Source organism: Arcobacter peruensis (assembly GCF_003711085.1).
GTDB classification, from domain to species: domain Bacteria; phylum Campylobacterota; class Campylobacteria; order Campylobacterales; family Arcobacteraceae; genus Poseidonibacter; species Poseidonibacter parvus.
On the sequence record NZ_CP032363.1, the window covers coordinates 903363 to 929643 of the forward strand.

Annotated in this window: 26 protein-coding genes and 1 tRNA gene; 7 read left to right on the plus strand and 20 right to left on the minus strand. The window is 28.4% G+C overall.

Annotated features, from left to right (window positions below):
- Nucleotides 1–4 precede the first annotated feature (4 nt).
- The gene (locus tag D3Z07_RS04610) at nt 5–619 is read left to right on the plus strand and encodes a cupin domain-containing protein (protein ID WP_076085573.1); all 615 of its coding nucleotides are present in this window, start codon (nt 5–7) and stop codon (nt 617–619) included.
- Nucleotides 620–651: 32 nt separating this feature from the next.
- Here D3Z07_RS04610 and D3Z07_RS04615 read toward each other — a convergent pair whose 3' ends face one another.
- The gene (locus D3Z07_RS04615; protein WP_122893181.1) at nt 652–1308 is read right to left on the minus strand and encodes a hypothetical protein; all 657 of its coding nucleotides are present in this window, start codon (nt 1306–1308) and stop codon (nt 652–654) included.
- 219 nt (nt 1309–1527) lie between these two features.
- Here D3Z07_RS04615 and D3Z07_RS04620 point away from each other — a divergent pair, with 219 nt between their 5' ends.
- Nucleotides 1528–2118: a rhodanese-like domain-containing protein gene (locus D3Z07_RS04620; RefSeq protein ID WP_122893182.1), complete on the plus strand. Its 591-nt coding sequence runs from the start codon at nt 1528–1530 to the stop codon at nt 2116–2118.
- A 309-nt stretch (nt 2119–2427) separates the two neighbouring features.
- On the opposite strand, the gene D3Z07_RS04625 is transcribed toward D3Z07_RS04620, so the two are convergent.
- From D3Z07_RS04625 to D3Z07_RS04690, 14 genes are all read right to left on the minus strand, one after another.
- Nucleotides 2428–3459 carry an energy-coupling factor ABC transporter ATP-binding protein gene (locus D3Z07_RS04625; protein ID WP_076085564.1) on the minus strand — a complete coding sequence of 344 codons (1032 nt, stop codon included), beginning with the start codon at nt 3457–3459 and terminating at the stop codon, nt 2428–2430.
- Nucleotides 3447–4142, minus strand: coding sequence for an ABC transporter permease (locus D3Z07_RS04630; protein ID WP_076085561.1), 696 nt, complete (start codon nt 4140–4142; stop codon nt 3447–3449). The genes D3Z07_RS04625 and D3Z07_RS04630 overlap by 13 nt, the downstream gene beginning before the upstream one ends.
- Nucleotides 4143–4162: 20 nt before the next feature.
- Nucleotides 4163–4987, minus strand: coding sequence for a substrate-binding domain-containing protein (locus tag D3Z07_RS04635; RefSeq protein WP_076085558.1), 825 nt, complete (start codon nt 4985–4987; stop codon nt 4163–4165).
- Nucleotides 4988–5000: 13 nt separating this feature from the next.
- Nucleotides 5001–6260 (minus strand): molybdopterin molybdotransferase MoeA, encoded by a 1260-nt coding sequence (locus D3Z07_RS04640; protein WP_122893183.1) that lies wholly within the window; start codon nt 6258–6260, stop codon nt 5001–5003.
- Nucleotides 6250–7239, minus strand: coding sequence for a cysteine desulfurase (locus tag D3Z07_RS04645; RefSeq protein ID WP_122893184.1), 990 nt, complete (start codon nt 7237–7239; stop codon nt 6250–6252). Before D3Z07_RS04645 ends, D3Z07_RS04640 begins: the two co-directional genes overlap by 11 nt.
- Nucleotides 7236–7610, minus strand: a complete 375-nt coding sequence (locus D3Z07_RS04650) for a winged helix-turn-helix domain-containing protein (protein WP_076085549.1) — start codon at nt 7608–7610, stop codon at nt 7236–7238. The genes D3Z07_RS04645 and D3Z07_RS04650 overlap by 4 nt, the downstream gene beginning before the upstream one ends.
- Nucleotides 7594–8031 (minus strand): ModE family transcriptional regulator, encoded by a 438-nt coding sequence (locus tag D3Z07_RS04655; protein ID WP_076085546.1) that lies wholly within the window; start codon nt 8029–8031, stop codon nt 7594–7596. The genes D3Z07_RS04650 and D3Z07_RS04655 overlap by 17 nt, the downstream gene beginning before the upstream one ends.
- Nucleotides 8024–8821, minus strand: coding sequence for a formate dehydrogenase accessory sulfurtransferase FdhD (fdhD, locus tag D3Z07_RS04660; protein ID WP_228144696.1), 798 nt, complete (start codon nt 8819–8821; stop codon nt 8024–8026). Before fdhD ends, D3Z07_RS04655 begins: the two co-directional genes overlap by 8 nt.
- Nucleotides 8822–8908: 87 nt before the next feature.
- A complete protein-coding gene (locus tag D3Z07_RS04665) occupies nt 8909–9868 on the minus strand; it encodes a cytochrome b/b6 domain-containing protein (RefSeq protein WP_076085543.1) in 960 nt (319 codons plus the stop codon).
- Nucleotides 9858–10472, minus strand: coding sequence for a formate dehydrogenase FDH3 subunit beta (gene fdh3B, locus D3Z07_RS04670; protein ID WP_076085540.1), 615 nt, complete (start codon nt 10470–10472; stop codon nt 9858–9860). The genes D3Z07_RS04665 and fdh3B overlap by 11 nt, the downstream gene beginning before the upstream one ends.
- Before the next feature lie 9 nt (nt 10473–10481).
- The gene (locus tag D3Z07_RS04675) at nt 10482–13313 is read right to left on the minus strand and encodes a formate dehydrogenase subunit alpha (protein WP_122893185.1); all 2832 of its coding nucleotides are present in this window, start codon (nt 13311–13313) and stop codon (nt 10482–10484) included.
- 12 nt (nt 13314–13325) lie between these two features.
- Nucleotides 13326–13538 (minus strand): Tat pathway signal protein, encoded by a 213-nt coding sequence (locus D3Z07_RS04680; RefSeq protein ID WP_076085534.1) that lies wholly within the window; start codon nt 13536–13538, stop codon nt 13326–13328.
- 92 nt (nt 13539–13630) lie between these two features.
- On the minus strand, nt 13631–14404 hold the full coding sequence (locus D3Z07_RS04685; RefSeq protein WP_122893186.1) for a TorD/DmsD family molecular chaperone: 774 nt from the start codon (nt 14402–14404) through the stop codon (nt 13631–13633).
- Nucleotides 14404–16092 (minus strand): 4Fe-4S binding protein, encoded by a 1689-nt coding sequence (locus tag D3Z07_RS04690; protein WP_122893187.1) that lies wholly within the window; start codon nt 16090–16092, stop codon nt 14404–14406. Before D3Z07_RS04690 ends, D3Z07_RS04685 begins: the two co-directional genes overlap by 1 nt.
- A gap of 193 nt (nt 16093–16285) precedes the next feature.
- Here D3Z07_RS04690 and D3Z07_RS04695 point away from each other — a divergent pair, with 193 nt between their 5' ends.
- The 3 genes from D3Z07_RS04695 to D3Z07_RS04705 are packed head-to-tail and all read left to right on the plus strand — an operon-like array spanning nt 16286 to nt 19662.
- Nucleotides 16286–17434: an ABC transporter substrate-binding protein gene (locus D3Z07_RS04695; RefSeq protein ID WP_122893188.1), complete on the plus strand. Its 1149-nt coding sequence runs from the start codon at nt 16286–16288 to the stop codon at nt 17432–17434.
- Between the two features lies 1 nt (nt 17435).
- Nucleotides 17436–19016: a sensor histidine kinase gene (locus tag D3Z07_RS04700; protein WP_164707196.1), complete on the plus strand. Its 1581-nt coding sequence runs from the start codon at nt 17436–17438 to the stop codon at nt 19014–19016.
- Nucleotides 19006–19662 carry a response regulator gene (locus tag D3Z07_RS04705; protein WP_122893189.1) on the plus strand — a complete coding sequence of 219 codons (657 nt, stop codon included), beginning with the start codon at nt 19006–19008 and terminating at the stop codon, nt 19660–19662. The genes D3Z07_RS04700 and D3Z07_RS04705 overlap by 11 nt, the downstream gene beginning before the upstream one ends.
- A gap of 2 nt (nt 19663–19664) precedes the next feature.
- Here the strand turns inward: D3Z07_RS04705 and D3Z07_RS04710 are convergent, their stop codons facing one another.
- Genes D3Z07_RS04710 through D3Z07_RS04725 form a run of 4 tightly spaced genes read right to left on the minus strand, consistent with a single transcriptional unit; the run spans nt 19665 to nt 23059 of the window.
- Nucleotides 19665–20024, minus strand: coding sequence for a hypothetical protein (locus D3Z07_RS04710; protein ID WP_076085516.1), 360 nt, complete (start codon nt 20022–20024; stop codon nt 19665–19667).
- A gap of 56 nt (nt 20025–20080) precedes the next feature.
- Nucleotides 20081–21556 (minus strand): PhnE/PtxC family ABC transporter permease, encoded by a 1476-nt coding sequence (locus D3Z07_RS04715; RefSeq protein WP_164707197.1) that lies wholly within the window; start codon nt 21554–21556, stop codon nt 20081–20083.
- Nucleotides 21549–22208, minus strand: coding sequence for an ATP-binding cassette domain-containing protein (locus D3Z07_RS04720; protein ID WP_122893191.1), 660 nt, complete (start codon nt 22206–22208; stop codon nt 21549–21551). The genes D3Z07_RS04715 and D3Z07_RS04720 overlap by 8 nt, the downstream gene beginning before the upstream one ends.
- A gap of 5 nt (nt 22209–22213) precedes the next feature.
- Complete coding sequence (locus tag D3Z07_RS04725; protein ID WP_076085506.1) at nt 22214–23059, minus strand: putative selenate ABC transporter substrate-binding protein; 846 nt, start codon at nt 23057–23059, stop codon at nt 22214–22216.
- A 242-nt stretch (nt 23060–23301) separates the two neighbouring features.
- Between D3Z07_RS04725 and selD the strand changes: the two genes are divergently transcribed.
- Complete coding sequence (selD, locus tag D3Z07_RS04730) at nt 23302–24339, plus strand: selenide, water dikinase SelD (RefSeq protein WP_206423302.1); 1038 nt, start codon at nt 23302–23304, stop codon at nt 24337–24339.
- 121 nt (nt 24340–24460) lie between these two features.
- Nucleotides 24461–25969 carry a sensor histidine kinase gene (locus D3Z07_RS04735; RefSeq protein WP_122893193.1) on the plus strand — a complete coding sequence of 503 codons (1509 nt, stop codon included), beginning with the start codon at nt 24461–24463 and terminating at the stop codon, nt 25967–25969.
- A gap of 169 nt (nt 25970–26138) precedes the next feature.
- Here D3Z07_RS04735 and D3Z07_RS13845 read toward each other — a convergent pair.
- Nucleotides 26139–26237, minus strand: a tRNA-Sec gene (locus D3Z07_RS13845).
- Nucleotides 26238–26281: the final 44 nt, after the last annotated feature.

Consider the following 26281-nt stretch of genomic DNA (forward strand, 5'->3'; position numbering starts at 1 on the left):
TACTGTGAATAGTGATTATGAAAAAAGAGCTTTAATAAATACAGATAAATTAATATGGGAAAAAAGTAAATATGAAAATGTCTTTAAAAAAATTTTAGCAATAAAAGACAATCAAGAAACAGCTTTAATAAAACTAGATAATTCAAGTGTTTTAAATAAAAACTCATTAATAAATAGTGTGGAGATATTCGTACTTGAAGGTATTTATGTTAATGAATATGGAGAGTTTGAAAAAGGTACATATTTAAAACTTTCAAAAGAAGATGAAGCCCAAGTATCCTCAAAAAATACATGTGTAATATTTAGAAAAACTAATCATTTTTCAAATAATGAACAAGTTATTATCAATACACAAAAAACAAATTGGTTAGAAGGCCAAGGTAATCTAGAGGTTATGCCTTTATCTGATCAAACTGCTTTAGTAAAATGGCCAGAAAATGAACGTTTTTTAGCTCATAAACATTGGGGTGGAGAAGAAATATTTGTTTTAAGTGGTACATTTATGGATGAATATGGAGCTTATGTAAAAAACACTTGGCTAAGAAGCCCCCACTTAAGTGAACATTTTCCTTTTGTAAAAGAAGAAACAATAATATTTGTTAAAACAGGTCATATCTAATTACATTGAGGAAAATGAATCATCTATTAATTCTATTTTAAGTAAGTCAAAACCTCTTCATTAATATTAAGAGTTTTTGGTTTAATATCTTTCATTAAATTTTTAAAATTTAATTCTATTTCATCTTTATTTTCACTAGTCATTTTTTGATTTGATTTGATTAAATAAACAGAAAAATCACTTAAAAATGAATTGATAAAAGACATCCATTGAGCAATTAGCCCTTTAAAATCTAAAGATTTTATATTTACTTTTGCATCCTCATTAGCAGCAATAATAGCTTGATATTCTTCAAATTTATAGTAAGTTCTTAAAAAACTTGAAGCTCTGTTTTTAAGTTTGTTTTTTAAATCTTTATTATTTGAAATATCTGCTAAAAGTAAAAAATACCCCATATGATACAGAGGAGTTAAAAAGGAAACTAGCTTTGAAGGCTCTTCTTCCCATCCATTAAATATATTTTTATAAGAGCTCTCGTTTAGATATTCTTCTTTCATTTTGTCAAAAAATGAAACAATATTAGTAAAATCTCCTTTATGATTTATATCTGGCATATATCTTGTCGTTTGTGAAATAAGTACAAATTTTTCTGCCGATTCTTTCATCACACTTTCTTTGAATTCTGAAGATTTATATAAAACACTAGTGTTAATTTCTAGATGATTTTTTTTTGAATAACTTATTTCCATTTTAATATTTCCTTGGTATTTATATTTTCTAAATATTTTTGATTTTGTATTGTCACATAATTAGTCTTGATTCAGTATTTAAATAAAGTAATATAGTTGTCAAATCGCCTACTATTATAATTAAAAATTATACTATATTAATAATTTATAATTATAATAATTTGGCTAAGTTTAAGAATAATTATATATAATTTTAAAAATCAGATTAAAAGGAAAAATATGCAAAAAATATTAATTACAACATTATTATCAATAGTTATGAGTAGTGCTTTACTATCAGCACCTACACCAACATCACCAAAAAAACAAACGAAATGGGGCTTATATGTGGATGCTAAAGAAGCTAATTCAATGAAAAAAGCTGATCAAGATAATGTTTTATTTATAGATGTTCGTGATCCTGTAGAAATCATGTTTGTTGGTTTTACTGATGTCGTAGATTATAATATTCCATTTATGACTACTAATACAAATGAGTGGCACAGTAAAAAACCTGTATTTAAATTAGAAAAAAATAAATATTTTGAAGAAGATATTGCAAATGCATTAAAAATGAAAGGTATGTCAAAAGACACACCTATTTTGATTATGTGTAGAAGTGGTGGAACAAGAGGTGCACCTGCAACTAAATTATTAGAAGGTCATGGATATTCAAAAGTTTATGTTGTAACAGATGGATTTGAAGGTTCAAAAACTAAAACTGGTGATAAAAAAGGTTTTAGATTGGAAAATGGATGGAAAAATTCAGGGTTACCATGGAGTAATAAATTAAATAAAGAGAAAATGTACTTTACAAATTTTAAACATTAGTAAAAAAGAGGGATAGTTTACTAATTTAACTACTTAGTTAATTAAGTAAACGTCCCCGGAATTCTGTGAAATAATTCTTTTGAATTTATTAAAACACCTTGTTAAGTATTTATTTTGTAAGCATTGCTTCATACATTCAATATCATTTTTTTATCTTCAAATAACTCCCAAGTTTCTTTCCCATTAACTAAATTGGCTCCGTCAGTTACTTCAGATATTAATTCTCCGGAAGTTTTTGCAGTACCATTTAATTTACTCAAAGATGTATTAATTCTTTCTAGTAGCTTACTTCATAGACTCATTGAAATTTTAAATCCAACAAACCTCATCAACATTTATATTCACATGGATTTTATCACCAGGTAGTAAGGTCTGAGATTGCATCTCTTCTCTTGTGATTTTACTATTAAAAGAAATACCTCCAATACTAAACTCTATAAGTAAGTTTTGAGTTGAGGACTCTTGTCTTATTGATTGAATTTCACCTATTAAAGTATTAGAATTTTTCATATCATCACAGTTTTCTCTACAGATTTCTATATCATCTGAGTTTATCATTACTACTGAGTCTCTTTTTTTAGAGTAACTATTTGGTATAAGTAATCTTTGACCATCTATAAATACTTTTACAAGATTTCCTTCAGGGCTTTTTTCCCATGGTGCAAAAAGTAAGTTTACACTACCACTTTCTACTAAATTACCTTGAAAAAGTGCTACTCTACTATCACAGATATGATTTAGCCAGTTATGGTCATGACTTGAAATAAATATTGTAGTATTGTACTTTTGTTTTGCACTTAGAATCGCTTCTTTGATTAGTTGCGCTGAGTTTGTATCAACTCCACTTGTTGGTTCATCTAAGATTAAAACTTTTGGTTTTAGTATTAGTCTTGCTGCAAGTGCTACTCTTTGTGCTTCTCCACCTGAAAGCTGTGACCATTTTCTATTGATAAATGAGCTATCAAGTCCAACTAAAGATAAAGCTTCTTCAACTCTTTGCTCAATATCTTTAAAATCTTTTCTAAGCTTTAATCCAAACGCTACATTTTCATATACTGTTCGTTTTAACAAATATGGATTTTGGGGAACCATAACTATGTTTTGTTTTGTTTCTTGATTTATATGTTTATTATCAATTCCATTAAAATGTAAAGTTCCACTTGTTGGCTTATCTATAAAAGAAAGTAATGAAAATAGCGTTGATTTACCACTACCATTTGGTCCAAAAAAACCAATAATTTTATTTTCTTCAAGACATAAGCTATCTATACTTAATACTTTTTTACCATCATAATGTTGCTCGATATTCTCTAATTCATACAAAGTACTCACTGTGTCCATTTCCTTTTTAAAGATGATAATGCGATATTAACAATCAATGCTACTGCAAATAATACAAGCCCTAAAGCAATACCAGTTACAAACTCACCTTTTCCAGTTTCAAGTGCAATTGCAGTTGTTACTGTTCTTGTATGGTATTTAATATTACCACCAACCATCATCGAAATACCAATTTCTGTGATAATTCTTCCATAAGCAGTCATAGCAGCTGTCATAAGACCGAATCTAGCTTCTACTAGAGTTGCTACTAATATTTGATAAGAGCTAGCTCCCATGCCTTTTAAAGAGGTATACAGTCTTTTATCAACTGATTCAACTTGAGTTGCTGTAAGTGCAATTATAATAGGTAAACCTAGTACTATTTGACCTATTATTATTGCTTGTTGTGAAAATAGTAAATTATACTCACCAAATGGCCCAGCTTGTGAAAGCATAGTATATGCAATAAGACCAATTACTACTGTTGGTAAGGCTAGAAGCGTATCAACAATAGTTCTTATTACTGCTTTACCAAAAAAGTTATAGTAACCAAGAGCAAATCCTAAAGGAAGCCCTATTGCTAAACTAATTAGTAAAGACCATGATGACACAGTTATAGTTGTAGTAATTGCAGAGTACACACTCTCATTACCTGAGACTAATAAATCAATTGCCTCATTAAAACCATCGGTGAATAAATTCATTTTCTATTAAAACCTTTTGTCTATTTATCAGCGTTTGGAATAAATAAAGCTTGACCTAATAATCTAAAGTCAGCTATTGTTTTTTGAGTAGTTGGTGAAACAACCCAGTTTGTGAATTTTTTTGCAAGTTCTGGTTTTACATTTGCACATTTTTCTTTATTAATAGAAACAACAGAGTATTGATTGAATAATGATTTATCACCCTCAACTACTACTTTCATCATATTTTTATCACCAGTTTGTGACATATATTTAATCCAAGTACCTCTATCAGTCATTGTATATCCACCTTTTTCAGATGCCATGTTAATAGTTCTTAACATTCCTTGACCAGTTTGAACATACCATGAAGATTCAGCTTTTGTATCTACATTTGCATTTTTCCATAAAGAAAGTTCTTTTTTATTTGTTCCTGAATTATCACCACGTGAGAAGAAGTTTGATTTGTTAGTTTTGATTTTTTGTAAAGCATCACTTGGAGTCATTCCATTTACCATTGCTGGATCTTTTTTTGGTCCTACTATTACAAAATCATTATACATAACTTGCTTTCTATCAACACCAAATCCAGTAGCTATAAATTTTTTCTCAGATGCAGGTGCATGAACAAATAAGATATCAACATCACAATTTCCACCCATTTTAAGAGCTTTTCCAGTACCAGTTGCTACCCATTTTAAATTTGTTCCTGTTTCTTTTTCAAAAATAGGAGCTAAATAATCTAATAAACCTGTATTATCAGTACTTGTTGTTGTTGCCATCATTAATGAGTCTTTTGCACTTAAGCTTGTTGCAAAAACCATTGACACCGATGCTGTAAGTAAAGCCAGTTTTTTTAAATTCATTTTATTTTTCCTTTTAATTAAATATATTTATTTGTGTTTGTAATAACTTGTTATTAAACTTAATAACCTTAACCATTTGCTTTTGCTCTATATTTGAAGTATTCTCATCTGTTACTAAGATGCAATTACTTTCATATAAAGCAGTAATCATTCCTGAACCATATTTATTGTTTCTTGTTACGCTAAATCCTCCGTTTTCTAGATTTCCAAGTACTAAATTTACTCGTCCTTTTTTTGTTTTAAATTCTTGTACATTATTTGCAATACAAATATCATGGTAAAAACCACTATTACCTTGTATTTTATTTAATACAGGAATTGCAAAAAGTTGCATATTTACCATTGCTGTTAGTGGATTTCCAGGTAAACACATTACAAAAGTTTGCTTATTTTCATGTTCTATACTTCCCATCATAATAGGACGTCCTGGTTTTACATTTACACCATGAAAAGCAGTTTTTAAACCATTTTGAATAAATGCCTCACCAACAAAATCTGCATCTCCCATAGAAATACCACCTGTAGTAATTACAACATCATAAGTTTTTAGATTAGATATAAAATTTATAGATTCTTCTAAATTATCAGGAACTACACCACTATAAGTTGCGTCAAATCCTGCTTCACTTAAAAGTGAAACTAAAGCATAAGAGTTACAGTTGTAAATCTCTTCTTCATTTGCTGCTTCCCAAGGTTCTTTAAGCTCATTTCCTGTTGATACAACTGCTATTGAAATTTGCTTAAAAACTTCAATCATCATAAGACCTTGAGAAGCTAAAAGAGTAATATGAGATGAGTTTATAACTTCACCTTTTTTAAATAATACATTTCCCTCTTTTTGCTCTTCACCTTTTAATCTTAAATTACTTCCTTCTTTTAAATCACTTGGAAGTGTTACAGTTTGTTCATTTGCATTTATACAATTTTCAATTGGAATTATAGTATCAACATCACTTGGAACCTTTGCTCCTGTCATAATCTTATAACATTCATCCTCTTCTAAAATTGCTTTTACATCATCACCTTTATCACCTGCAAAAATTACTTTTTTTATTTTTAGTGTTTTTCCTGCATCTTTGATTTTAAAAGCAAATCCATCCATAGCTGAGTTATTAAAAGAAGGAAGATTTTTCTTACAAAGTACATCACTTCCTACAACTCTTCCTAAAGCTTTTGAAATTGGTATTATTTCTTTTAGAGTTGTTGTTTTTGCTAAATCTAAGCTAATCTTTACAGCTTCTTGAAAATCTAAAAAATTCATTTTATTGCTCATTTAAAACCTTTATTTGTTTATATTTTTTTACAAATGTTTTTATAATTTTTTCAATCTCTTCTTCTTCAAACTCTTGTGTAAAAGTTAATGAAATTGCATTTCTTGAAATGATTTCTTCATATCCCATTTCTTGAATAACTCGTGAAGGCATGGATAAACCTAAAGAACATCCTTCACCATTTGTAATATGAATAGAGTTTAATGCTAATGTTCTAATAATTTCTCTTGCTTTTATGTTTTTTAATGCAAAATGAAGAGAAAAAGGAAGTGTTTGTTTTGAATCTACAAAAAAGTATAAATCCTCACCAAAAGCCTCAATAAGCTTTTGCTTGAAAATATCTTTTTGTGAAGTATGAAAAGATTGTATTTTTAAACCTTCACTAATAGCAATTAAAGAGGCTACATCTTTAAAACCAATAACTTGCTCTTCAAATAACTCCTTGTTATATAATAAAACTGAAGATAAGGCATAACCACTTAATTTATATGCATCAAAATAAACAGCATCACTAAAAGATGAAAACTGTGCACTTGCATTTGAAATAATTGTAGCCTTGCTAAGTGTTTTGATTTCTTCTAAATCAACGTTTACAAAAGTATCAATTACATAAGAAGAGATAAAAATAAAATCTGCATTTGTATTTTTAATATCATTTACATTTATATTTCCATCTTTTTGTAAGCTAATCCAATCAAGTTCAAAGCCTAAGGCTTCATACTGTTTAGCTGCTTGAACAATTGCATGTGATTCTCCAATACTTACAGCAATTTTCCCTTTTTCTTTTAATTCTAAAAATAGTCCGAGAAAACCACTTTTAGAGAATGAAAAAGTATTTAACTTAGAAAATGAATATTCTTTTTTAAAACTATTTTCAAGTTTTTCATATTCATCATTACTTTTTAATATTCCTAATGATAGTTCATTTGATATATGCAAATTTTGCACATTTGGGTATTGTAAAGAATTTAATTTAATCACTTTTCACCTTCTTTAATCTTTAGTATCTCTTTGTTATCTTTCAAAAATAGCTCTTTATATCTTTTGTCTGCATATTTTTTAATATCATATTGTAAGATTTTATATGTTTGTATTACTTCTCTTGCTTTTGGAGTAAGTGAGCTACCACTTAGCTCACCTTGTCCTTTATTTGTATGTACTAAATCATCTTCAATATGTTTTTCTAATATTTTTATATGTGACCAAGCTTTTTTATAATTCATCCCAACTTTTTGAGCTGCTTTTGAAATAGAACCTGTTTCATCAATTAATTCTAATACTTCAGTTTTTCCACCACCAAAAATTAGATTTTGTTCTTCATCTTCAATCCAAATTTTAACTTTTACTTTCATGATGTCCCGCTTTATGTCCTTGCTTTTCTCTAAAACATCCAAGTTGACAATGTACTACATCAATATCAGTACCCTTAACTGTAGAACCTACTGTACGTAAAGAAGTTTTCTTAGCTTCTTCCCATAGAATTTCACAACCAAGTCTTTTCTTCCCATTATAGTTTTCTTCTAATTTATTGTAAACTGCCATATTTGGATCTTGAAATTTAATCTTTCCAAACACACCTAACTCACAATTTGTTATCTTTAAACCTAAACTTTTTGTAATAGCAGACATTTCTTTTGGCTCTCGTCCAATTAAACGTGCAACTTTAAACGCCTTTAGACAAGACATTTTTCCGTCTTCGTCTAAATTTGTCATTATTAATTCTTTTTGAATATTATCAAGTTTAAAATCTAAATTATCATCAATACTAGACATCTATTCTCCCTTGATGTGTATATAAATTCATTTTTTTACCTCTTGCAAAACCAATCATTGTAACTCCATGTTTATGTGCAACTTGCACACCTAAATATGTAGGTGCAGTTCTTGATACAATAATAGGAATTTTGTGCATTACAGCTTTTGTAACCATTTCAGAACTTAAACGTCCTGATACAAATAAAACTGATTTTGATGTATCTAAACCTTTTAATTTACATTTACCAACAACTTTATCAATTGCATTATGTCGCCCAATATCTTCAGCAGTAATAGTAGACCCATCTAGTAAATAAATCATAGCTTTATGAACACAACCAGTTAGATAATATAATTCACTCTCTTTGTAAAAGATTTTTACTTCTTTTGAGATTGTTTCTGGTTTTATAGTAAATGCAGTTTGGTTAAAAGGTATTTCTAAAGAACCTTCAATATTTCCAGTAACTCCACCACCACAACCACTTACAAGTGTTTTTTCTTTATAAAGGTTTTCTAATGAACCATCATTAATTTTAGCCTTTACATCTACTCTTAATCCATCTTCACTAACACTTAATTCTTCTATATCATCAACACTTGAAATTACATTCTCGCTCATTAAAAAACCAATTGCATGAGCATCTTGATCTTTTGGAATACACATCATAGATATAGTTTTTTCACCATTTAAATACAAGTTAAGACGTGATTCATCAATTGTCACATCCTCAAATTCTGTCGCTTCATTTTCTATAAGTTTGTCAATAATTACTGTTTTTAAATATTTGGCGTTTTCTATATTTTCCATGTTTTTCCTTAATATGCAAATCTTGCATATATCTATATTATAAAAAAGAAAAGAGGCTTTACTCCCTAAGGAGTAAAACTACTTAATCTATTTTTTTAAATCTTCGTATTCTAAAATTTCTGGTCTAAATTGTTCTAAATATTCAACAGGTAATCTTCCAGTAATTATACCAGGAATATAACCTTTCACTGAAACAAAATATGAATAAATTGTTTCAAATGTAAAGAACGAAATAATCGCACTTCCCATAAAGTGAACAAATAAAAGCAATCTTTTAACCTGAATAGTTTCAGCATGTGTTGCTGCATCAGGGAACATAAACCAAATAATAAAACCACTTAATACAAGTAAGAAGCCAAAAGCTACGTACGCATAATAATTAATTCTATTCATTGCTTCATATTTTCCTCGCAAAAAGATCTTATTCCAAATCTTCATACTTGGTCTTGCAAAATACTTATGATCTTTAAAAGCAATTATTGTCATAATAAGCCAAACTGGTATCCAACCTACTCCAACAATTTCATGAGTTGCTCTCATAAATCTAGCAATTTCTCCACCACCAGTTACATTTCCAAATGTAATTGAAAAACCAGTGATAAATAAATATATCATAATGATAATATTTAACATTAGTACTAATCTTTGAAAAATAGAATATACTTGAACAGTATCTTCTGCTCTAGTAATTTTTGCTTGTTTTCTTCCCTTTGCAACAATAAACATTGTTAAGAACAATAAAAATTCAACTAAAAATACTATAGGTAGTAAATGTTGTCTCTCTTCAAATGCTCTTATTACTTCTGGTGCAATTGAATGGTAATCTGGTCCAAATAAACCAACTTCCATTTGTTGATAGTTAGTTAAACTTTCAAATGGAACAATTTGCCCTGTAAAATTACCTTGCAACATTTGTAAAATAAATTCATATACATATGAAATATCTGCAATAGTTGCTAACCAAAAGTACCAATATGTTAAAAGGACGAATAGAAGGCCTATAATTAAATAGACCTTATACTCACTTAGAAAACTTTTATTTTCCATACGCTTTATCCCAACCGTAAGGTGCAGACTGAACTCCATGTCCAGATGCCATTACTCTTTCTCTAAAAATATTTGATACAGATTCTGCATCACCTACTAATAAAGCTTTTGTTGAACACATAGCAGCACAAACAGGAACTCTACCTTCAGAAATTCTATTCTGACCGTATAATTCTCTTTCATGTTCACTATTTGTTTCTAATGGACCACCAGCACACATAGTACACTTATCCATTACACCTTTTGTTCCAAATGCTCCATTTTTAGGGAACTGTGGAGCTCCAAATGGACAAGCATATAAACAATATGAACAACCAATACATTTATCTTTATCATGTAAAACAATACCATCTTGTCTAATGTAAAAACAATCTACTGGACATACTTGCTCACAAGGTGCATCTGTACAGTGCATACAAGCAACAGATAAAGAAAACTCCATCCCTTGCTTACCTTCGTTTACAGTTACAACTTTTCTTCTAGAGATCTCAACAGGTAACTCATGAGCTTCGGCACAAGCAACTGAACAACCATCACAATGAATACATCTGTTTTCATCACAGTAAAATCTCATACTTGCGAAATCTACATTATTATTACTCATTTTGCTCTCCTACACTCTTGATATCTGACATAATCCACCCTTAGTCTCAGGTATTTGAGTAACAATGTCATAACCGTAGTTAGTAACAGTATTTGCACTCTCACCTGTAGCATAAGGAGCAGTTCCATCAGGATACTTATGAAGTAAACTTTCACCTTCCATTACACCTGCGAAGTGAATTGGAATAAATATTCTATCAGGACTAACTGAATAAGAATAATGTGCTTTTACTTTAATTTTAGTTCCTTGAGGTGAATGAATCCACATCATTGAACCATCTCTAATTCCGTATCTACCAGCTAAATCTGGATTAATATCACAGAACATTTCTGGTGTTAATTTTGCAAGATACTTAGATGCTCTATTTTCCATACCAGCACCATTCATATTTACAAGTCTTCCTGTTACAAGGTTAATTGGGAAATCTTTTGCCCAATCTTGTTTAGTTTGCTCAGAAATATATCTTGTATCTACTCTCCAGTGATTTGGCTTATCTGCAAAACTTGGATAATCTTTTGTTAAATCTGTTCTAGGCGAATGTAGAGGTTCTCTATGTTTTGGAATCTCATCTGCCCATCCCCATACTTTTGCTCTTGCTTTTGCATTTCCATAAGGAGCTATTCCAGCTTCCATACATTTTTCAGCAATAATATTTGATTTATCAACTTTCCAGTTTTTACCAATTCTAGATTTCTCATCTTCTGTTAAAGTAATTCCTAAAACAGCTTCAATGTTATCTTTATTAATTTCAGGATATCCATCTTTGTTACTTGAAGCTTTTGGTGCACTACCTTTACCAGCTAGTAAATTCTCACCATCTCTTTCCATACCAAATCTGTTTCTGAATCCCATACCACCTTCTTTAACACTTCTGTTAATATTGTATAGTACTGGACTTCCTGAATGTCCTTCTGTCCAACAAGGCCATGGTAAACCATAGTACTCACCAGTCATATCTCCATAACCTCTTAAAGTTACTTCGTCAAACATGTGCCAATTTTCTTGGTGTGCTTTTAATCTTTTAGCTGTCCAACCTGTTAATCCAATAGTTTTGATAATTCTAGCTATCTCATCTGTTGCATCTTCTGGCCATTTGAAATCTTTTTTATCATCATTCATTTTCATACCAGCTGTAAATTCATCATAGAATCCAAGTCTTTTTGCTAATTCAAACATAATGTCTTCATCTGTTTTAGATTCAAACATTGGTTCAACTACTTTATCTCTCCATTGAGCAGATCTGTTTGTAGCTGTTACTGAACCGCTTGTTTCAAACTGAGTAGCTGCTGGTAAAATATACACATCATTTTGCTTATCAGTTATAATAGCACCCTCATTAACAAATGGATCACAGAATACTGCAATGTCTAAGTTATCTAGAGCTTCTTTAACTTTTTTTGTTTGTGCAGTTGATGTAATACCATTACCCATAACAAATAAAGCTTTTAATCTTGTTCCTGCATTGTGAATTGCATCTTCGCCTTCATTTTCACCAAGTACACCAGCCCACCATCTAGCTAATGTGAAACCTTTTTTACCCATCCATGAAGGATCTTTAAATCTACCTTGAAGCCAATCAAAATCTACACCCCATGAAGAAGCGAAGTATTTCCATGAACCTTCTGATAAACCATAATAACCAGGTAATGAATCAGCTAAACAACCAAAATCAGTTGCACCTTGAACATTATCATGACCTCTAAGAATATTAGTTCCACCACCTTCAACACCCATATTACCAAGTGCCAATTGTAAAATTGGAGCCATTCTTGTATTAGAAGTACCATTTGTGTGTTGCGTTAATCCCATAGCCCAAATTAATGTACCTGGTGTATTGTGTGCGTAATGCTTAGTAATTTGTACAATTAAATCTGCATCAACACCCGTTACTTCTGCAACTTTTTCAATAGGCCAATTTTTAGCCTCTTCCATGATATCTTTCATACCAAAAACTCTATCGTTGATAAAGTTTTTATCATGCCAATTATTTTTAAAGATGATATTTAACATTCCATACATAAATGGAATATCAGTACCAGGTCTAATTTGTGCATAATAATCAGCTTTTGCTGCTGTTTTAGTAAATCTAGGATCTACTACAATAATCTTTGTGTTATTTCTTTCTTTTGCTTTTAAGAAATGTTGGAACCCTACTGGATGATTTACTGCTGGATTTGCTCCAAAAATAATTATCGCTTTAGAATTTTGAATATCTCCTAAAGAATTTGTCATAGCACCATAACCCCATGTGTTTGCCACCCCGGCAACTGTTGAGCTATGTCAAATTCTAGCTTGGTGATCTATATTATTAGTTCCAAACATTGCAGCAAATTTTCTGTAATAATATGATTGCTCATTACCGAATTTTGCTGATCCTAAAAACATTGTTGAATCTGGACCATCTTTTTGTCTAAGATCTTCTAATTTTGAAGCAATACCATCTAAAGCCTCATCCCAAGAAATTCTTTTCCATTGTCCATCTTTCTTAACCATAGGATGCTTAAGTCTTACTTCTGATCTAACCATATCAATCATATCAGCACCTTTACAACAGTGCCCTCCAAGTGATACAGGGTGATCTTGAGCAACTTCTTGTCTTACCCACACGCCATTTTGTACTTCTGCTATTACACCACAACCAACAGAACAAGCTGTACAAACAGTTTTCACCATTTTTGAACCAGGGAATGGATTTTTAATCTCTTCCTCTGTAGCTTTTCTAGTTGCATTTGTACTAGCAAAAGAAGACGTAACACCAAATGCAGTAGCAACCGCAGCCATTTTCATAAATGACCGTCTTCCTACCTTTGCATTTAGAGTTTCATATGTATTTGCTGACATACATTACTCCTTTTATTTTGCAGTCTTGTAATATTCTTCCCAAGCCGCAGATTTTTTGTATAGAATCTCTTTTTTTGTAGAGCTTCCTAAAACAACACCATTATTTTCATCACTTTGTGTATGTGAATCACCGTTAGCCGCCAATACACTAGTTCCCGCAACTGCTGCAGCACCCGCAGCAACAAGTGCTGTCTTCTTTGCAAAATTTCTTCTACTTTCTTGCATGACTGACCTCCTTATAGAAATTAAGTCCCTTGAATTAGAGACTTTATTAAAAAAACTTAATTTTCTTAATAAAATCTCTAAGGATTTATTATTTATATATCTGTTTCCATTGCTGTTGCTGTATCAACAGGTCCTGCAACTATGTCTTCTTTTGGACCTAAAGCTTTTAAAGCTTTATTTTTTGCTCGTCTTTCTAATTCTTCATCAGAAATTCCATCACTTTTTACTTCTTTTTTAATTTTTTCTTTTGGCTTTGGTTTTGAAACTTCTAAATATAATCTTTCAAATTCAGCAAATGAGTGTAATACAATCATCAATTGTGCAAATATTTTTGCATTTTCACTTTCATAAACTTCTTTTGCAAACTCATCTACAAAATCATTTAAAATTTGTGAGAAAATACAATGAACTGTATTTTCATACTCTTTTTCTCCATTAGCAATATTATCACATAATTGAGCCATAAAAGAAAAAATAAATCCAATTGAATCTTCATAATCAAAATAGCTTTTTTCATCACGTCTTAGCTTTGTTTTTGCAACAAATTGAATCATTTCTACTCTTTTTTTACCTGATTCAACACCTTCATCATAATAAGAAGCTGTAAGTCTTATTTTTTTGTTTAAAGGACTATGAAATAAATCATCAAATTCTTGAACTAAAGCAACATTTGAACTAGGATCTAATTCATCTGAAATATTTTGTAAAGCTTTTCCTGATTCAATATCTAAAGGACTATCTTTTAGAATATTAATTAATCTTACTAATTCAAAATAGTTTTCACTTTTAGATGAAACTATAAAAAAGTTTGCAAATAAATTATAATAAAGAGCTCTAGCTTTATTTATTCCTTGAGTATCTTGCATTAGTCATTTCCTTTATTTTTTTGATCATAATAATTTTGCATCATAATTTTTGGTTTACAATCAGCACAACAGTATAAAGATCTCTCTTTAACAGGGTCATGTGAGAATAACGGAGCCATCATATCTGCAATTTTAGTTACAGATTTTACTGTTGCAAACTCTACCCCACACTCAACACATGCAAATAATTCATCTTGTGCTAAAACACTTTCTTTAAACCAAGTTGGCTCTAATTTTATTACATCTCTTTCAATAGTTAAACAATCAGCTTCAGGACATGAAACTTCACAATAACCACATGATGTACATAATGATGGATTAAGTCTTAAAGTATTATCACTTGCATCTGCTTGTAGTGCATCAACATTACAAGCTCCCACACAAACTAGACATAAAGTACATTTATCTTCATTTACTTTTACAAGTCCATAATGAACGTGTTCTCCAGTTTTAACCTCGCCTAAATCTTCATCACCTACAATTTTTTGTAATCTGTGAGAGAAGATTTCTCTTTTTTTAAGTGAATCTTGATTGAAGTTAAATTCTGAACCTTCTATAAATGAAACTTCTTCAAGTGCATTTTGAAGTTCTTCTTCGTTCATAGCAACTAAAATAGCATCTTTACCATATTTAGCTTGATAAATATCATTTACAATTCTAATAGCATCTCCACTTCCTTTTGAAATAAAATCACTATAGAAAATTACTTGTGAACCAGATATTTGAAGTAGTGTTAAAAATGAAGCTTCATGTAAAAACTTTTCTCCTTCAACCGCAAAAGGTAAAACATTTTCTTTTAAAGAAAGATTTAAATCACCTATATTCATTTTTTCAGGAACTACTAAAGGGTGTGTTTCTTCATAGAACTTACTCATTTCAAATAATGACTCTTTGTTTGATGGAGCATAATCTATTGCACCACTTGGACAAACAGAAACACAACCACCACAACCATGACAATCAATTTGAGAAAAGCCTAATGTTTTTGTTTCATCATCTTTAGTGATTGCAACAGTTGGACAAACCTCTTCACATTTAGAACAAATTTCTTCTCTTCTTTCATGATACTGGCAAATACTTTGATCATATGTTGTAAATTTTTTGTAAGAATATTCATTAATATTCTCTTTTAAAGTTTGTACAACTTCTTCTACACTTGAAAGATTTGGATCAAATGTTCCACTTTGATTAAGACCTATTTGTTTTGCATCAAACCAAACAATTTGAGAAACATTTAAAGTAACATCTTTACCTTCATCATCAACTATAACTGTAAGATTTCCAATATGGCCTGAGATTTCTTTTACAATATCTTCATTTACAGAAAATAGTTCAAAATCATCAGGCTTAATACAAGCTGCAAAAGCTTCATATTCTTCTTGAGAGTTTGTAATTAGTAATAATTGTTTTGAAACATCTTCTGAATAAGATATATCTTGTGCAAAATCATATTTACTTGCAGCAATTTCATAAAGCTTTAATACATTTTCAATTTTTGTTGATACTGAATCTTGTGAATTATTTATATAAAATTCTATTTCACTTGCGTTTAATTCTGATTGTACTTCTTTTGTATTTGATATTAAAAAATTCTTTTCTTTTGTATCTTCGATATTTGTTGTAACTAAAATTTCTTCACTTAGTGGGAAATCTAGTTCTTTTGGATTATAATAAATAAATTCTTGCATTTAACATGCCTTTTTGGTCAATAATATTTTATTTTAATAATATATGTATAAAAATTAAACAAAGCTTAAAAGTTAAAAAATATTTTACCAAAAAAAAAATAAACTGTTACTTTTAACCTCTAATTTAAATTTAATTATTTTTATATCTAAATAATTAAAGCCATATTTTGTTCATTTTTTAGTAAACTGTCTTATGATTAAACGTATACCTATATTACTTTTTATTTTTGCATTAATATTTATTTACTTCAAAGATGAAGTATTTACGAGTAAAACAATTACAATTGGAACATCTATTCCTAAAACAGGAATAATAAAAGCATGGGGTGATTCAGTAACAGCAGGAGCAAACTCATATTTTAAGTTTGTGAATGAAAAAAATATTCTAGGAAATAAAAAAATTGATTTTCTAATCTATGATGATAAATATGAACCAGAGCTTACAATAGACAATACTAACAATCTTACATTTAAAGATAATGTCTTTGCACTTTTTGGTTTTGTAGGAACCCCAACGGTTAAAAGTATTTTACCAATTTTATATGATGAAGATATTCCTTTCTTTGGAGCTTTTACAGGAGCTTCATTTTTAAGAGATAGTAAAAAAGAAAACTTAGTAAATTTTAGAAGTTCTTATGAAGAGGAAATCGAAGCTATTGTTTCTCATTTACATGACGATAAAGGATTAACATCAATTGCAGTTTTTTATCAAAATGATGATTATGGAGAAGAAGGTTACATATCATTATTAAAATCTTTAGAAAAAAGAAATTTATCTTTAGTAGCACAAGGTTCATATAAAAGAAATACATTTTCAATAAACCATGCTTTTAATGAAATCAAAGATGCACACCCGCAAGCAATAGTTATGGTTGGAGCTTATAAAACAAACTCTTTATTTATAAAAAAAGCAAAAGAAAATGAATATTTAAAAGATGCAATATTTTGCAATATTTCATTTGGAGATGCAAATGAAATGATAAAAGAGTTAAAAAAACAAAATACAAATACTAATAATCTTTTGTTTTCACAAGTTGTTCCAAACTATACAGATACTAGTATTCCTACAATTTTAGGATATCAAACATTGATGAAAAAATACTACCCTGAAGAAGAACTTGGCTTTATTTCATTAGAAGCATATCTAAGTGCAAAAATATTAGTTAATGCATTAAATAGAGTAAAAGGAGACTTAACAAGAAAGAAATTTCTAAGTGCATTGAAAAAAACACCTTATAATTCATTAGATGGAATATATTTAAACTTTAGAAACACTCAACTTTTAAATAAAGTTTATCTATTTCATTATGAAAACTCAAAATTTGTAGAAGTGAAGAACTAACATGAGTTTAAAAAAAATACTAATATTCTTTGATAATCTTAGCTTTAAATATAAAACATCATTTTTGATTTTTATTATTACAGGTGGAATGATTTGTATTGTTGTCTTATCACAAATTTCAACTTTTACGATAAAAGAAGATTTTGATACTTTATTTGATAACAGAACAAAAACATTAATCAAACTTGAAAATATAAAAGATATTTATAGCGTGAATATTCAAGATACATTAAAAGATTTAGAACAAGCAGATATAACAGATAATCAAGCAGATGAAGTTCTAGCTTTAGCACAACAATTAATTGATAAAAATTGGAGTGAATACAAAATAAATATACAAAATAAAAAAACTAGAATATTCATAACAAAGTTTATAAAAGATTTTTTAATTCATGAAGAAAGATATTATGAAAATAAAATATTAAAACAAAATATTATAAAAAATATAAATAAAAAACTTTTAGATATAAAAGACAATCTTAATATCAATCAAAACAATAAAAACTTTGCAAAACTAAACCTTGATATAAATGCAATATCAATATATCTTACCAGTTTGATTAATTATGATTTATCACTTGCCGTTAATGAAAAAAGAAACACTCAAAAAATATTTAATACAATAATGGTATTTTCATTTATTTCAATTATTTTAGTTTTTTTATTTTCAATAATTCTTACAGTATTAATTATCAATAACTTTAAAGTTTTACATAATACCTTAGAGCAAAAAGTTGAAGATAAAACAAAAGAACTAATAGAGTTAAATAACTACCTTGAAACAAAAGTATCAAAAGAAGTTGCTCAAAATAGAAAAAAAGATATCATAATGTTCCAGCAAGCAAAACTTGCATCAATGGGTGAAATGATTGGAAATATAGCTCACCAATGGAGACAACCTTTAGGTTCTTTAACAATGATTGTACAGAGTTTTCAGACAAAAATGTCTTTAGGAAAATTAAGTGAGAAATTTGTAGATGAAAAAGTAGAAGATGCATTATTGCTAGCTAATAATATGTCAAATACACTTGATGATTTTAAAAACTTTTTTAGTCCAGATAAAGCAAGAAGTGATTTTTTTATAAAAAACTGTATTGAGCATTCTATGCAACTTGCAAAATATTTATTAGAAAAAGAAAATATACAAATAAAACTAATTATAAAACAAGATATTCAAATTAATAGTTTTTATAATGAACTTTCGCATGTCTTTTTAAATATCTTATCAAACTCAAAAGATGCTTTATGTGCTATATCTAATAAAAATGATAGAATTATTAAAATAATAGTTCATAAATATAAAGAAAATATCATTATAAATATGATTGATAACGGTGGTGGAATAGATGAAGAAATTATTCCTAAAATTTTTGAACCATATTACACAACAAAATATAAAAGTGCTGGTACAGGAATTGGTCTTTATATGTCAAAGCAAATTATTGAGAAACATATGAATGGTACAATATCATATAAAACTGTTAGTCATAAAATTATTGATAAAAGAAGTTTTAATTGTTCACTTTTTACAATCAAAATTCCAATAAATCAAGAGCTTAAAAAGGAAATAAATGCAAAATAAAGATTTAAGTATATTACAAAATTTTAATATCTTATATTTAGAAGATGATGAAAATTTATTAAAACATACAAAAGATTTATTAGAAGATTTTGTTAACAATATTTATGCAGTTAAAACTTCAAAAGAAGCTATGAATATATTACTAAATAAAAAAGTTGATGTAATTATCTCAGATATTTTACTTGAAAATGAAAATGGAATTGATTTTTTAAAACATATAAAAGAGAAAGAGATATTTATTCCAACTATACTTACAACTGCTCATACAGATACAAAATATTTGTTAGATGCTATAAAACTAAAAGTAGAAAACTATATTGTAAAGCCTATTAATATTAAAGAATTACTAAATAGTTTACATGATATTTTACTTCCAATTGTACAAAAACAAGAGATTTTAAAAAACATTTATGTAATCAAAACCATTTCAGCAATTACAGATAGTAAGCAAGTTGATATTATAAAATATATCATAAATAGTTTAGACAATGATAATCAATTTACAGCTTCGTATACAGATATTATGGAAGAAATATCAATATCAAAACCTACATTGATAAAGCTATTTAAAGATTTAGCCCAAAAAGATATTTTGGTAAAAGTAGCTCATAAAACTTATAAATTTAATCAAAGTGCTTTAAAATAAATCTAAAGCACTGGTTTATCAACTCCAAACTTTTTATACCAATCGTAAGATAATACAATATGATGGTTAGCTTCATTATCTAAGCTTTTTAAATACTCGTCATTTGGGTATGTTTTAGTTAATTTAATCCAAATATTCACAGCAAATAATAAATGTGCTTTAATATCTTTTGGAACTGGAATATAAGGTCTAAAATCTGTAATTCCATCTTTTTCTAATTGTGCTAATTTTTCATCAGAGATATAATCAATTGGTGTATTTGTTCGTGGGTTTCTAACTATTTTTGCTTCCATGTCTTTTTGATATTGTGCATAATCAAATACTTCTACAGGTTCATAGTCTTTGTTCATAACTTCATTCATATTTAAACTTCTTTGTGATTTTTTTTGTATTATAGCTAGAAATATTTAAACTTTTTTTACTTCAAAGAACATCCACAAGATGTAATGTTTTCATCAACTCTTAAATAAGCTCTAACACGTCTTGAGATTAAATCAACAATAATATTTAGTAAAGCAGTTACGACTAAAAGTAAAAACATTTTATCAAGTCTAAAATCAGCAATAGCAGAATCTATAAAGAAACCTAGTGTAGCAATTCCTAATATTCCTAAAATTGCACTCTCTCTCATAATTATTTCCCATCTATAAAAAAGGTAAGCTAAAAATTGGTTATAGACTCTTGGCATGATTTCATAAAAGTAAAGGTTAATTCTTTTTTTACTTACTCCAGCTCTTAAGGTAATTAAAGTCGTTTCATTACCCATTAAATGACCAATAATTGAACCATTGTGAAGCATAAGAGCTAAAGCTGCAGGAAGCATTGAAGGACCAAAAAGCTGTAAGAAAATATAAGCTAATATATACTCAGGTGTTGAACGAAGTATTACTAAAACTATGTGACTTAAAACTCTTGTAGGTTTTGAAACAAATTTTTGTGATAATAATGGGAATAAAATCAAAGCTAAAACTGCTGTTAATACAAGTGATAATTGTGTTAGAACAATTGTATTAATAGTTCCTGGAACTATCTCATTTGTAAAAATATTTGAAAACCAAGAAAGAGTTTTTTCAAAACCTAAATCATTTCTAATTGGATGAGGCACAATATCATTTGTAACAAATCTGATTAAATTATCAAAATTAAAACCTTTAAAATCATCTAAATAAAAAAATGAAGCAATAACTAAAAAAGGAAAAGAGTACTTTGTAAACCAGTATTTAATAGTTGCAATTACAATATAAAATGAAATTAAAATCATCCATACTTCAGAATAAATTCCTTGCATAAATGATGATGATAAATAGTACCCAAGTGTCGTAATTCCAACAAAACCTAAAATAGCAGTTGAACGTAAAGCACACTCAAATCTATAAAGTGTGTAAGATATTAAGTGTGGAAAAGCATCAGGTACTTTTGTAAATAAAAAGTAAGATAAGGCATCTTTACCTCGTAAAACTTTAGGAAAGGTATCATGCTCTTCAAGTATTTCTGCGTATACTTTTCCTAAAATCGCACTATATGGTATTACAATTGCTAGTAATGCTGTTAATGTATTAAGACCAAATATTTGTAAAAAAATCAAAGCCCAAAAAAGCTCATGTATTGCTCTTGTAATTGCTAATGAAATTCGCACTAATAAAAAATTAAAAAACAGTGCTAAAAAAAATCCAATAATAGAAGAAAAAAATATTGCTAATATTGCAATTGAAATAGTATTTAAAAATGCATCAAATAAAATTGAATAATCATTAAATTTTAAATCAAAAATAGAATAAAAAAAATCTTTTGTAAGTTGAGTTGTATCAACAGTTGATACTTCTAAATCAGCAAGAATAAAAGAAAGAATTCCTATAAAAATAAATAATACAGAAACTTTAGTATTTTTAGTCACAGACATAATATAACTTTTGTCTATCTTCGTTTGTTAATTCAGTACATTTCTTATCAACAAGTACTTTTCCATTTTTAAGACCAATTACTCTATCAAAATGCTCTACTGCTAAATCAACGTTATGTAAGGCACAAACAATTGTTTCAAATTTTTGATTTAAAACTTCTAGAACTTTTGAACTTAGATATTCATCTAAAGCAGATATAGGCTCATCAGCTAATAAGATATCTTTTTGATTATAAATTGACCTTGCAATTGCTGATCTTTGTTTTTGACCACCTGATAAGTCATGGTTTTTTACAAAAATCTTATCTTCTAAATCAAAATCAATAAGTATATTCTTGATTTGGTCAACTTCTTTTGAAGCTGGTTTGATTAGATTTCTAATATTATAAAAAGTTGAATAATCATCTAATCTTGCTAAATAGACATTATGAAAAACTGACAAATTATTTACTAAACCTAATTCTTGTGGAATATATGAAGACTCATCTTTTTTAAGTTCATAAAGTCTTTTTATAAGTGTGGATTTACCACTTCCACTTTTACCTAATAAAGCAACCTTTTCTCCTTTTTTTATCTCTAAAGATAAAGAGTCTAAGATTACTGTATCAAAATATGAAATAGATTCATTTTGTAAATAAAATGCCATAATAATTAGTCTATTAAACCTATTTTTCTTCCAACATTTAAAATTGGGTCAAAATCAGCATTTTTAGCTTTAATAAATGCAGCTCTTGGGAATGCATCTAAGATTGCTTTATCTTTTAAATTTAATAATGCGTTTGTAAGTTTAGTAGTAAATCCAGCACCATAAACTTCATCTAAGTTACCATGAGCTGTGAACTGATAATCAGGATAAGCAGGAGTCTTCCATAAAACTTTTACTTTTGAAGTATCAATATTTCCAGCTTTAAGCTCTCTATCCCATACTTTAAAGTTTACGGCACCAACTTCATAAGCACCACTTTGAACTAGTGAAATAGTTTTAGTATGATTTCCAGAGAAACCAACTTTTTTAAATAAATCATTTGGAGCTTTTTTCATATTTTCTCTGATGAAATATTCTGGCATTAATCTACCACTTGTACTACCTTTTGAACCAAAAGTAAATGTTTTATCTGCAATTCCTGCTGGGAATGCTTCACTTTTTTCTAAGCCAGTTGATGAATTTGCGATGATATAAGAATGAAATTCTGGATCTTCAACACCTTGTGCAATTGCAACAGAACCAGGAACGATTAATCTAGCTTTAACACCTGATAATCCACCAAACCATGCTAATTGAACTTGATTGTTTCTAAACGCAGCAATTGATGCTGAGTATGACTTAACTGGAACAAATTTAACGTCTACATTTAACTCTTTTGTTAAATAAACAGCTAATTTTGAAAATCTTTCTTTTAATTTAGTTTCATCTTGATCTGGAATCGCTGTGAAAGTAAATGTTTGTGAAAATAGTACTGATGAAAGTACTAAGAATGAAATAAGTATTTTTTTCATGAAAAAACCTCAATAATTTGAAGCATACATTAAGATATAAAGTAGATTTTAAATAATCATTTCTTTATGTCAAACCTAAACCTTAGGTCTAAATGCTATTTTGTACGAAATAATACAATATGAATAGTAAACAAAAGATTAAATGGTAAATTTTTTTTTACTTTTTACTCTTTATTAATAACTATTTAAAATAAAAAGATGTAAAATCCACAAATAAGAAAAAAATCTAAAAGAGGAAATCAATGAACAACGAATATAAACTAACTAAATTCGTTCAAGCTGCTGGATGAGCTGCAAAGATGGGTCCGGGGGATCTTAAACAAACTCTTTGTAATCTTTCTCCAAAAGATGAAAAAATTTTAGTAGGATTTGACACAGCAGAAGATGCTAGTGTTTATCAAATAAATGAAGACCAAGCCATTGTTCAAACATTAGATTTTATAACTCCTGTTGTAGATGATCCATATATTTATGGACAAATTGCAGCAGCTAATTCATTATCAGATGTTTTTGCGATGGGAGCTGAAGTAAAAACAGCTTTAAACATTGTTGGATTTGATAAGAAAAACCTATCTTCAGAAGCTTTAGGTGAAATCCTAAATGGTGGAAATGAAAAAATAAAAGAATGTGGTGGACTTTTATTAGGTGGACATACAATTGAATCACCTGAAATGTATTATGGTTTATCAGTAACAGGAATAATTCATCCAAATGATGTAGTAAGAAATAACACATCTAAAATAGGTCATGTTTTAATTTTAACAAAACCTCTTGGAATGGGTATTTTAACAACAGCTATAAAAAGAGATTTATTAGAAGAAAAAGTTACAAGACATTGTGCTGATATTATGGCTTCTTTAAATTATCTTCCATCTAAGATAATGAGAAAATATGACGTGAGTTCTTGTACAGATATTACAGGTTTTGGATTATTAGGTCATAGTTTAGAATCAGTAAATGAACTTACATCTTTCTCAATTGAGTGTTCAGCTGTTCCTTTAGTAACTGATGCAATTGCATTATCAGAAGATAATGTAATTCCTGGGGGAACAAAAAAGAATATGAAATATATGGAAGATAAAGTTTTATATATGAGTGGATTAGCTAACTATTGTAAGACTATTTTATGTGATGCACAAACTTCTGGTGGATTACTAATTGCAATGGATAGAAATGATGCTAAAGAATATATCAAAGAAATCGAAGATTTATCTTTAGGTTATGCTTCTATTATTGGAGAAGTCATACCAAAAGGTGCTAAAGATATTATAGTTCACTAAAAACACTACTTTAAATTAAGAGTTGATATTTAAATATTAACTCTTTTTTTATTATTTTTATTCATTTACCTTAAGTTATTTTTCACACAGTTAAAGATAAAATAATTTGAAGGTGTAATAAATGGATAATTTCTCACAGATACACAAAAATGAAATTCTTGATGATGTTTTTGACAATGAATTTGTCGCAATAATTGTAGTAGATAAAGAAAGAACTATTAGAGTAGTCAATAATGCATTTTGTAAATTATATGGCTATACAAAAGATGAAATAATAGGGAAAGACACTAGTAATTTTCATATAAATAATAGTTATTTTAATGATTTTAGAAAGATTGCTTTTGAAAAAATTATAAAAAATGAACCTGTAAGTATTGAATATGAATTTAAAAAGAAAGATGGAAGCACTTTTTGGGCTAAGATATCTGGGAATCCTTCAAAAAATGAAAATCTCTTCTTATGGATGATTGTTGATATAAGTGAAACAATCAATATGAGAAATCAAATAAAAGAACAATCCAAACTTTTAAAAACTGTAATAGATGAAAATCCAAATCCTATTGTATTGAAAGATTATGATGCTAAATTTGTACTTGTGAACAAAGCAACCGCTTTGCTATATAATTCAACACCAGATGAAATGATAGGAAAAGATGATGGAGATTTTATTCCAGATAAAAAATTAGCAGAATTCTTCAAAAAAAATGTTCAAGAAATTATGAATAGTAAAAAAACAGAAATTGTATATGAAGATTCAATAGACGTAAAAACAAATGAAGTAAAAAATTACATGTCTATTAAAAAACCTTTCAAAAATCAGCATAATGAAAACTTTATATTAGTAATTGCAAATGACGTAACAGAATTAAATAAAAAGAATCAAGAGTTAGCACAAAAAGAAAAACTATTATTCCAACAAGCAAAGCTTGCTTCAATGGGTGAAATGATTGGAAATATTGCACACCAATGGAGACAACCTTTATCATCAATATCAGTTTTAGCCTCGGGGTTAAAACTAGAAAAAGAGCTTGGTATTATAAGTGATGAAGATTTTACTTATGCAATGGATAATATAATTAGTACAACAAAATATTTATCACAAACAATTGATGACTTCAGAGGTTTCTTTAATCATAAAAATATAAAAGTCACTACATTTAATATAAGCTACTTAATAGATAAAACTCTAAATCTTGTCAATAGCCAACTTAAAAATAATGAAATTGAATTAATAAAAATCATTGATGATTTTGAAATAAGTACTTATGAAAATGAACTCGTTCAAGTATTATTAAATATAATCAATAATTCAAAAGATGCACTTTTAAATAAGAAAGAAAAAAAAGTTATTCAGATAAAAACATACCAAGATGAAGAAAATGTACATATAGAAATTCTTGATAATGCAGAAGGTATTTCTTTAGATATTATCGACAAAATATTTGAACCATATTTTACAACTAAACATAAGTCTCAAGGGACAGGTATTGGACTATTTATGTCAAAAGAAATTGTAAATAAACATCTAAATGGTAAGATAAGTGTATTTAATGACACTTTTGAAGTTGATAATGTTAAATATAAAGGTGCGAAACTCACTATTTCCTTAGCACGGGAAAATAATACTTAAGTCTAATATTATGTTAACTAGAACTATTAGTTTTAAAATAAGTTAAAGTAATAATAAGTCTTTTGAATCTAATTTATCGATAGTTTCAATATCAAAATATTAAGGTTTTGTTGATTTTTGTTTAGATACAATCCATAAAAATTAATGAATCAAATAATTGTAGATAAAGTGGCGAGAAGGCGTAGGAATTGAACCTACCGCGGCGTACACACGTAAACCGCCGATCAGGGTTGAAACCTGCGGTGCCCACCAGGGTCACATGCCCCCCACTTTTGATATAGAAGTTTACATTATTTAGATTTAAAACCATCT

Excerpts from the sequence above, each read along its gene's own strand:
- fdhD (WP_228144696.1), bottom strand. The coding sequence starts at position 8,821 with ATGGAAAATATAGAAAACGCCAAATATTTAAAAACAGTAATTATTGAC.
- D3Z07_RS04620 (WP_122893182.1), top strand. The coding sequence starts at position 1,528 with ATGCAAAAAATATTAATTACAACATTATTATCAATAGTTATGAGTAGT.
- D3Z07_RS04690 (WP_122893187.1), bottom strand. The coding sequence starts at position 16,092 with ATGCAAGAATTTATTTATTATAATCCAAAAGAACTAGATTTCCCACTA.
- D3Z07_RS04630 (WP_076085561.1), bottom strand. The coding sequence starts at position 4,142 with ATGAATTTATTCACCGATGGTTTTAATGAGGCAATTGATTTATTAGTC.
- D3Z07_RS04725 (WP_076085506.1), bottom strand. The coding sequence starts at position 23,059 with ATGAAAAAAATACTTATTTCATTCTTAGTACTTTCATCAGTACTATTT.
- D3Z07_RS04700 (WP_164707196.1), top strand. The coding sequence starts at position 17,436 with ATGAGTTTAAAAAAAATACTAATATTCTTTGATAATCTTAGCTTTAAA.
- D3Z07_RS04625 (WP_076085564.1), bottom strand. The coding sequence starts at position 3,459 with ATGGACACAGTGAGTACTTTGTATGAATTAGAGAATATCGAGCAACAT.
- D3Z07_RS04710 (WP_076085516.1), bottom strand. The coding sequence starts at position 20,024 with ATGAATGAAGTTATGAACAAAGACTATGAACCTGTAGAAGTATTTGAT.
- D3Z07_RS04720 (WP_122893191.1), bottom strand. The coding sequence starts at position 22,208 with ATGGCATTTTATTTACAAAATGAATCTATTTCATATTTTGATACAGTA.
- D3Z07_RS04635 (WP_076085558.1), bottom strand. The coding sequence starts at position 4,987 with ATGAATTTAAAAAAACTGGCTTTACTTACAGCATCGGTGTCAATGGTT.
- D3Z07_RS04655 (WP_076085546.1), bottom strand. The coding sequence starts at position 8,031 with ATGTCTAGTATTGATGATAATTTAGATTTTAAACTTGATAATATTCAA.
- D3Z07_RS04615 (WP_122893181.1), bottom strand. The coding sequence starts at position 1,308 with ATGGAAATAAGTTATTCAAAAAAAAATCATCTAGAAATTAACACTAGT.
- D3Z07_RS04640 (WP_122893183.1), bottom strand. The coding sequence starts at position 6,260 with ATGAGCAATAAAATGAATTTTTTAGATTTTCAAGAAGCTGTAAAGATT.
- D3Z07_RS04650 (WP_076085549.1), bottom strand. The coding sequence starts at position 7,610 with ATGAAAGTAAAAGTTAAAATTTGGATTGAAGATGAAGAACAAAATCTA.
- D3Z07_RS04685 (WP_122893186.1), bottom strand. The coding sequence starts at position 14,404 with ATGCAAGATACTCAAGGAATAAATAAAGCTAGAGCTCTTTATTATAAT.
- D3Z07_RS04680 (WP_076085534.1), bottom strand. The coding sequence starts at position 13,538 with ATGCAAGAAAGTAGAAGAAATTTTGCAAAGAAGACAGCACTTGTTGCT.
- D3Z07_RS04695 (WP_122893188.1), top strand. The coding sequence starts at position 16,286 with ATGATTAAACGTATACCTATATTACTTTTTATTTTTGCATTAATATTT.
- D3Z07_RS04705 (WP_122893189.1), top strand. The coding sequence starts at position 19,006 with ATGCAAAATAAAGATTTAAGTATATTACAAAATTTTAATATCTTATAT.
- D3Z07_RS04665 (WP_076085543.1), bottom strand. The coding sequence starts at position 9,868 with ATGGAAAATAAAAGTTTTCTAAGTGAGTATAAGGTCTATTTAATTATA.
- fdh3B (WP_076085540.1), bottom strand. The coding sequence starts at position 10,472 with ATGAGTAATAATAATGTAGATTTCGCAAGTATGAGATTTTACTGTGAT.
- D3Z07_RS04735 (WP_122893193.1), top strand. The coding sequence starts at position 24,461 with ATGGATAATTTCTCACAGATACACAAAAATGAAATTCTTGATGATGTT.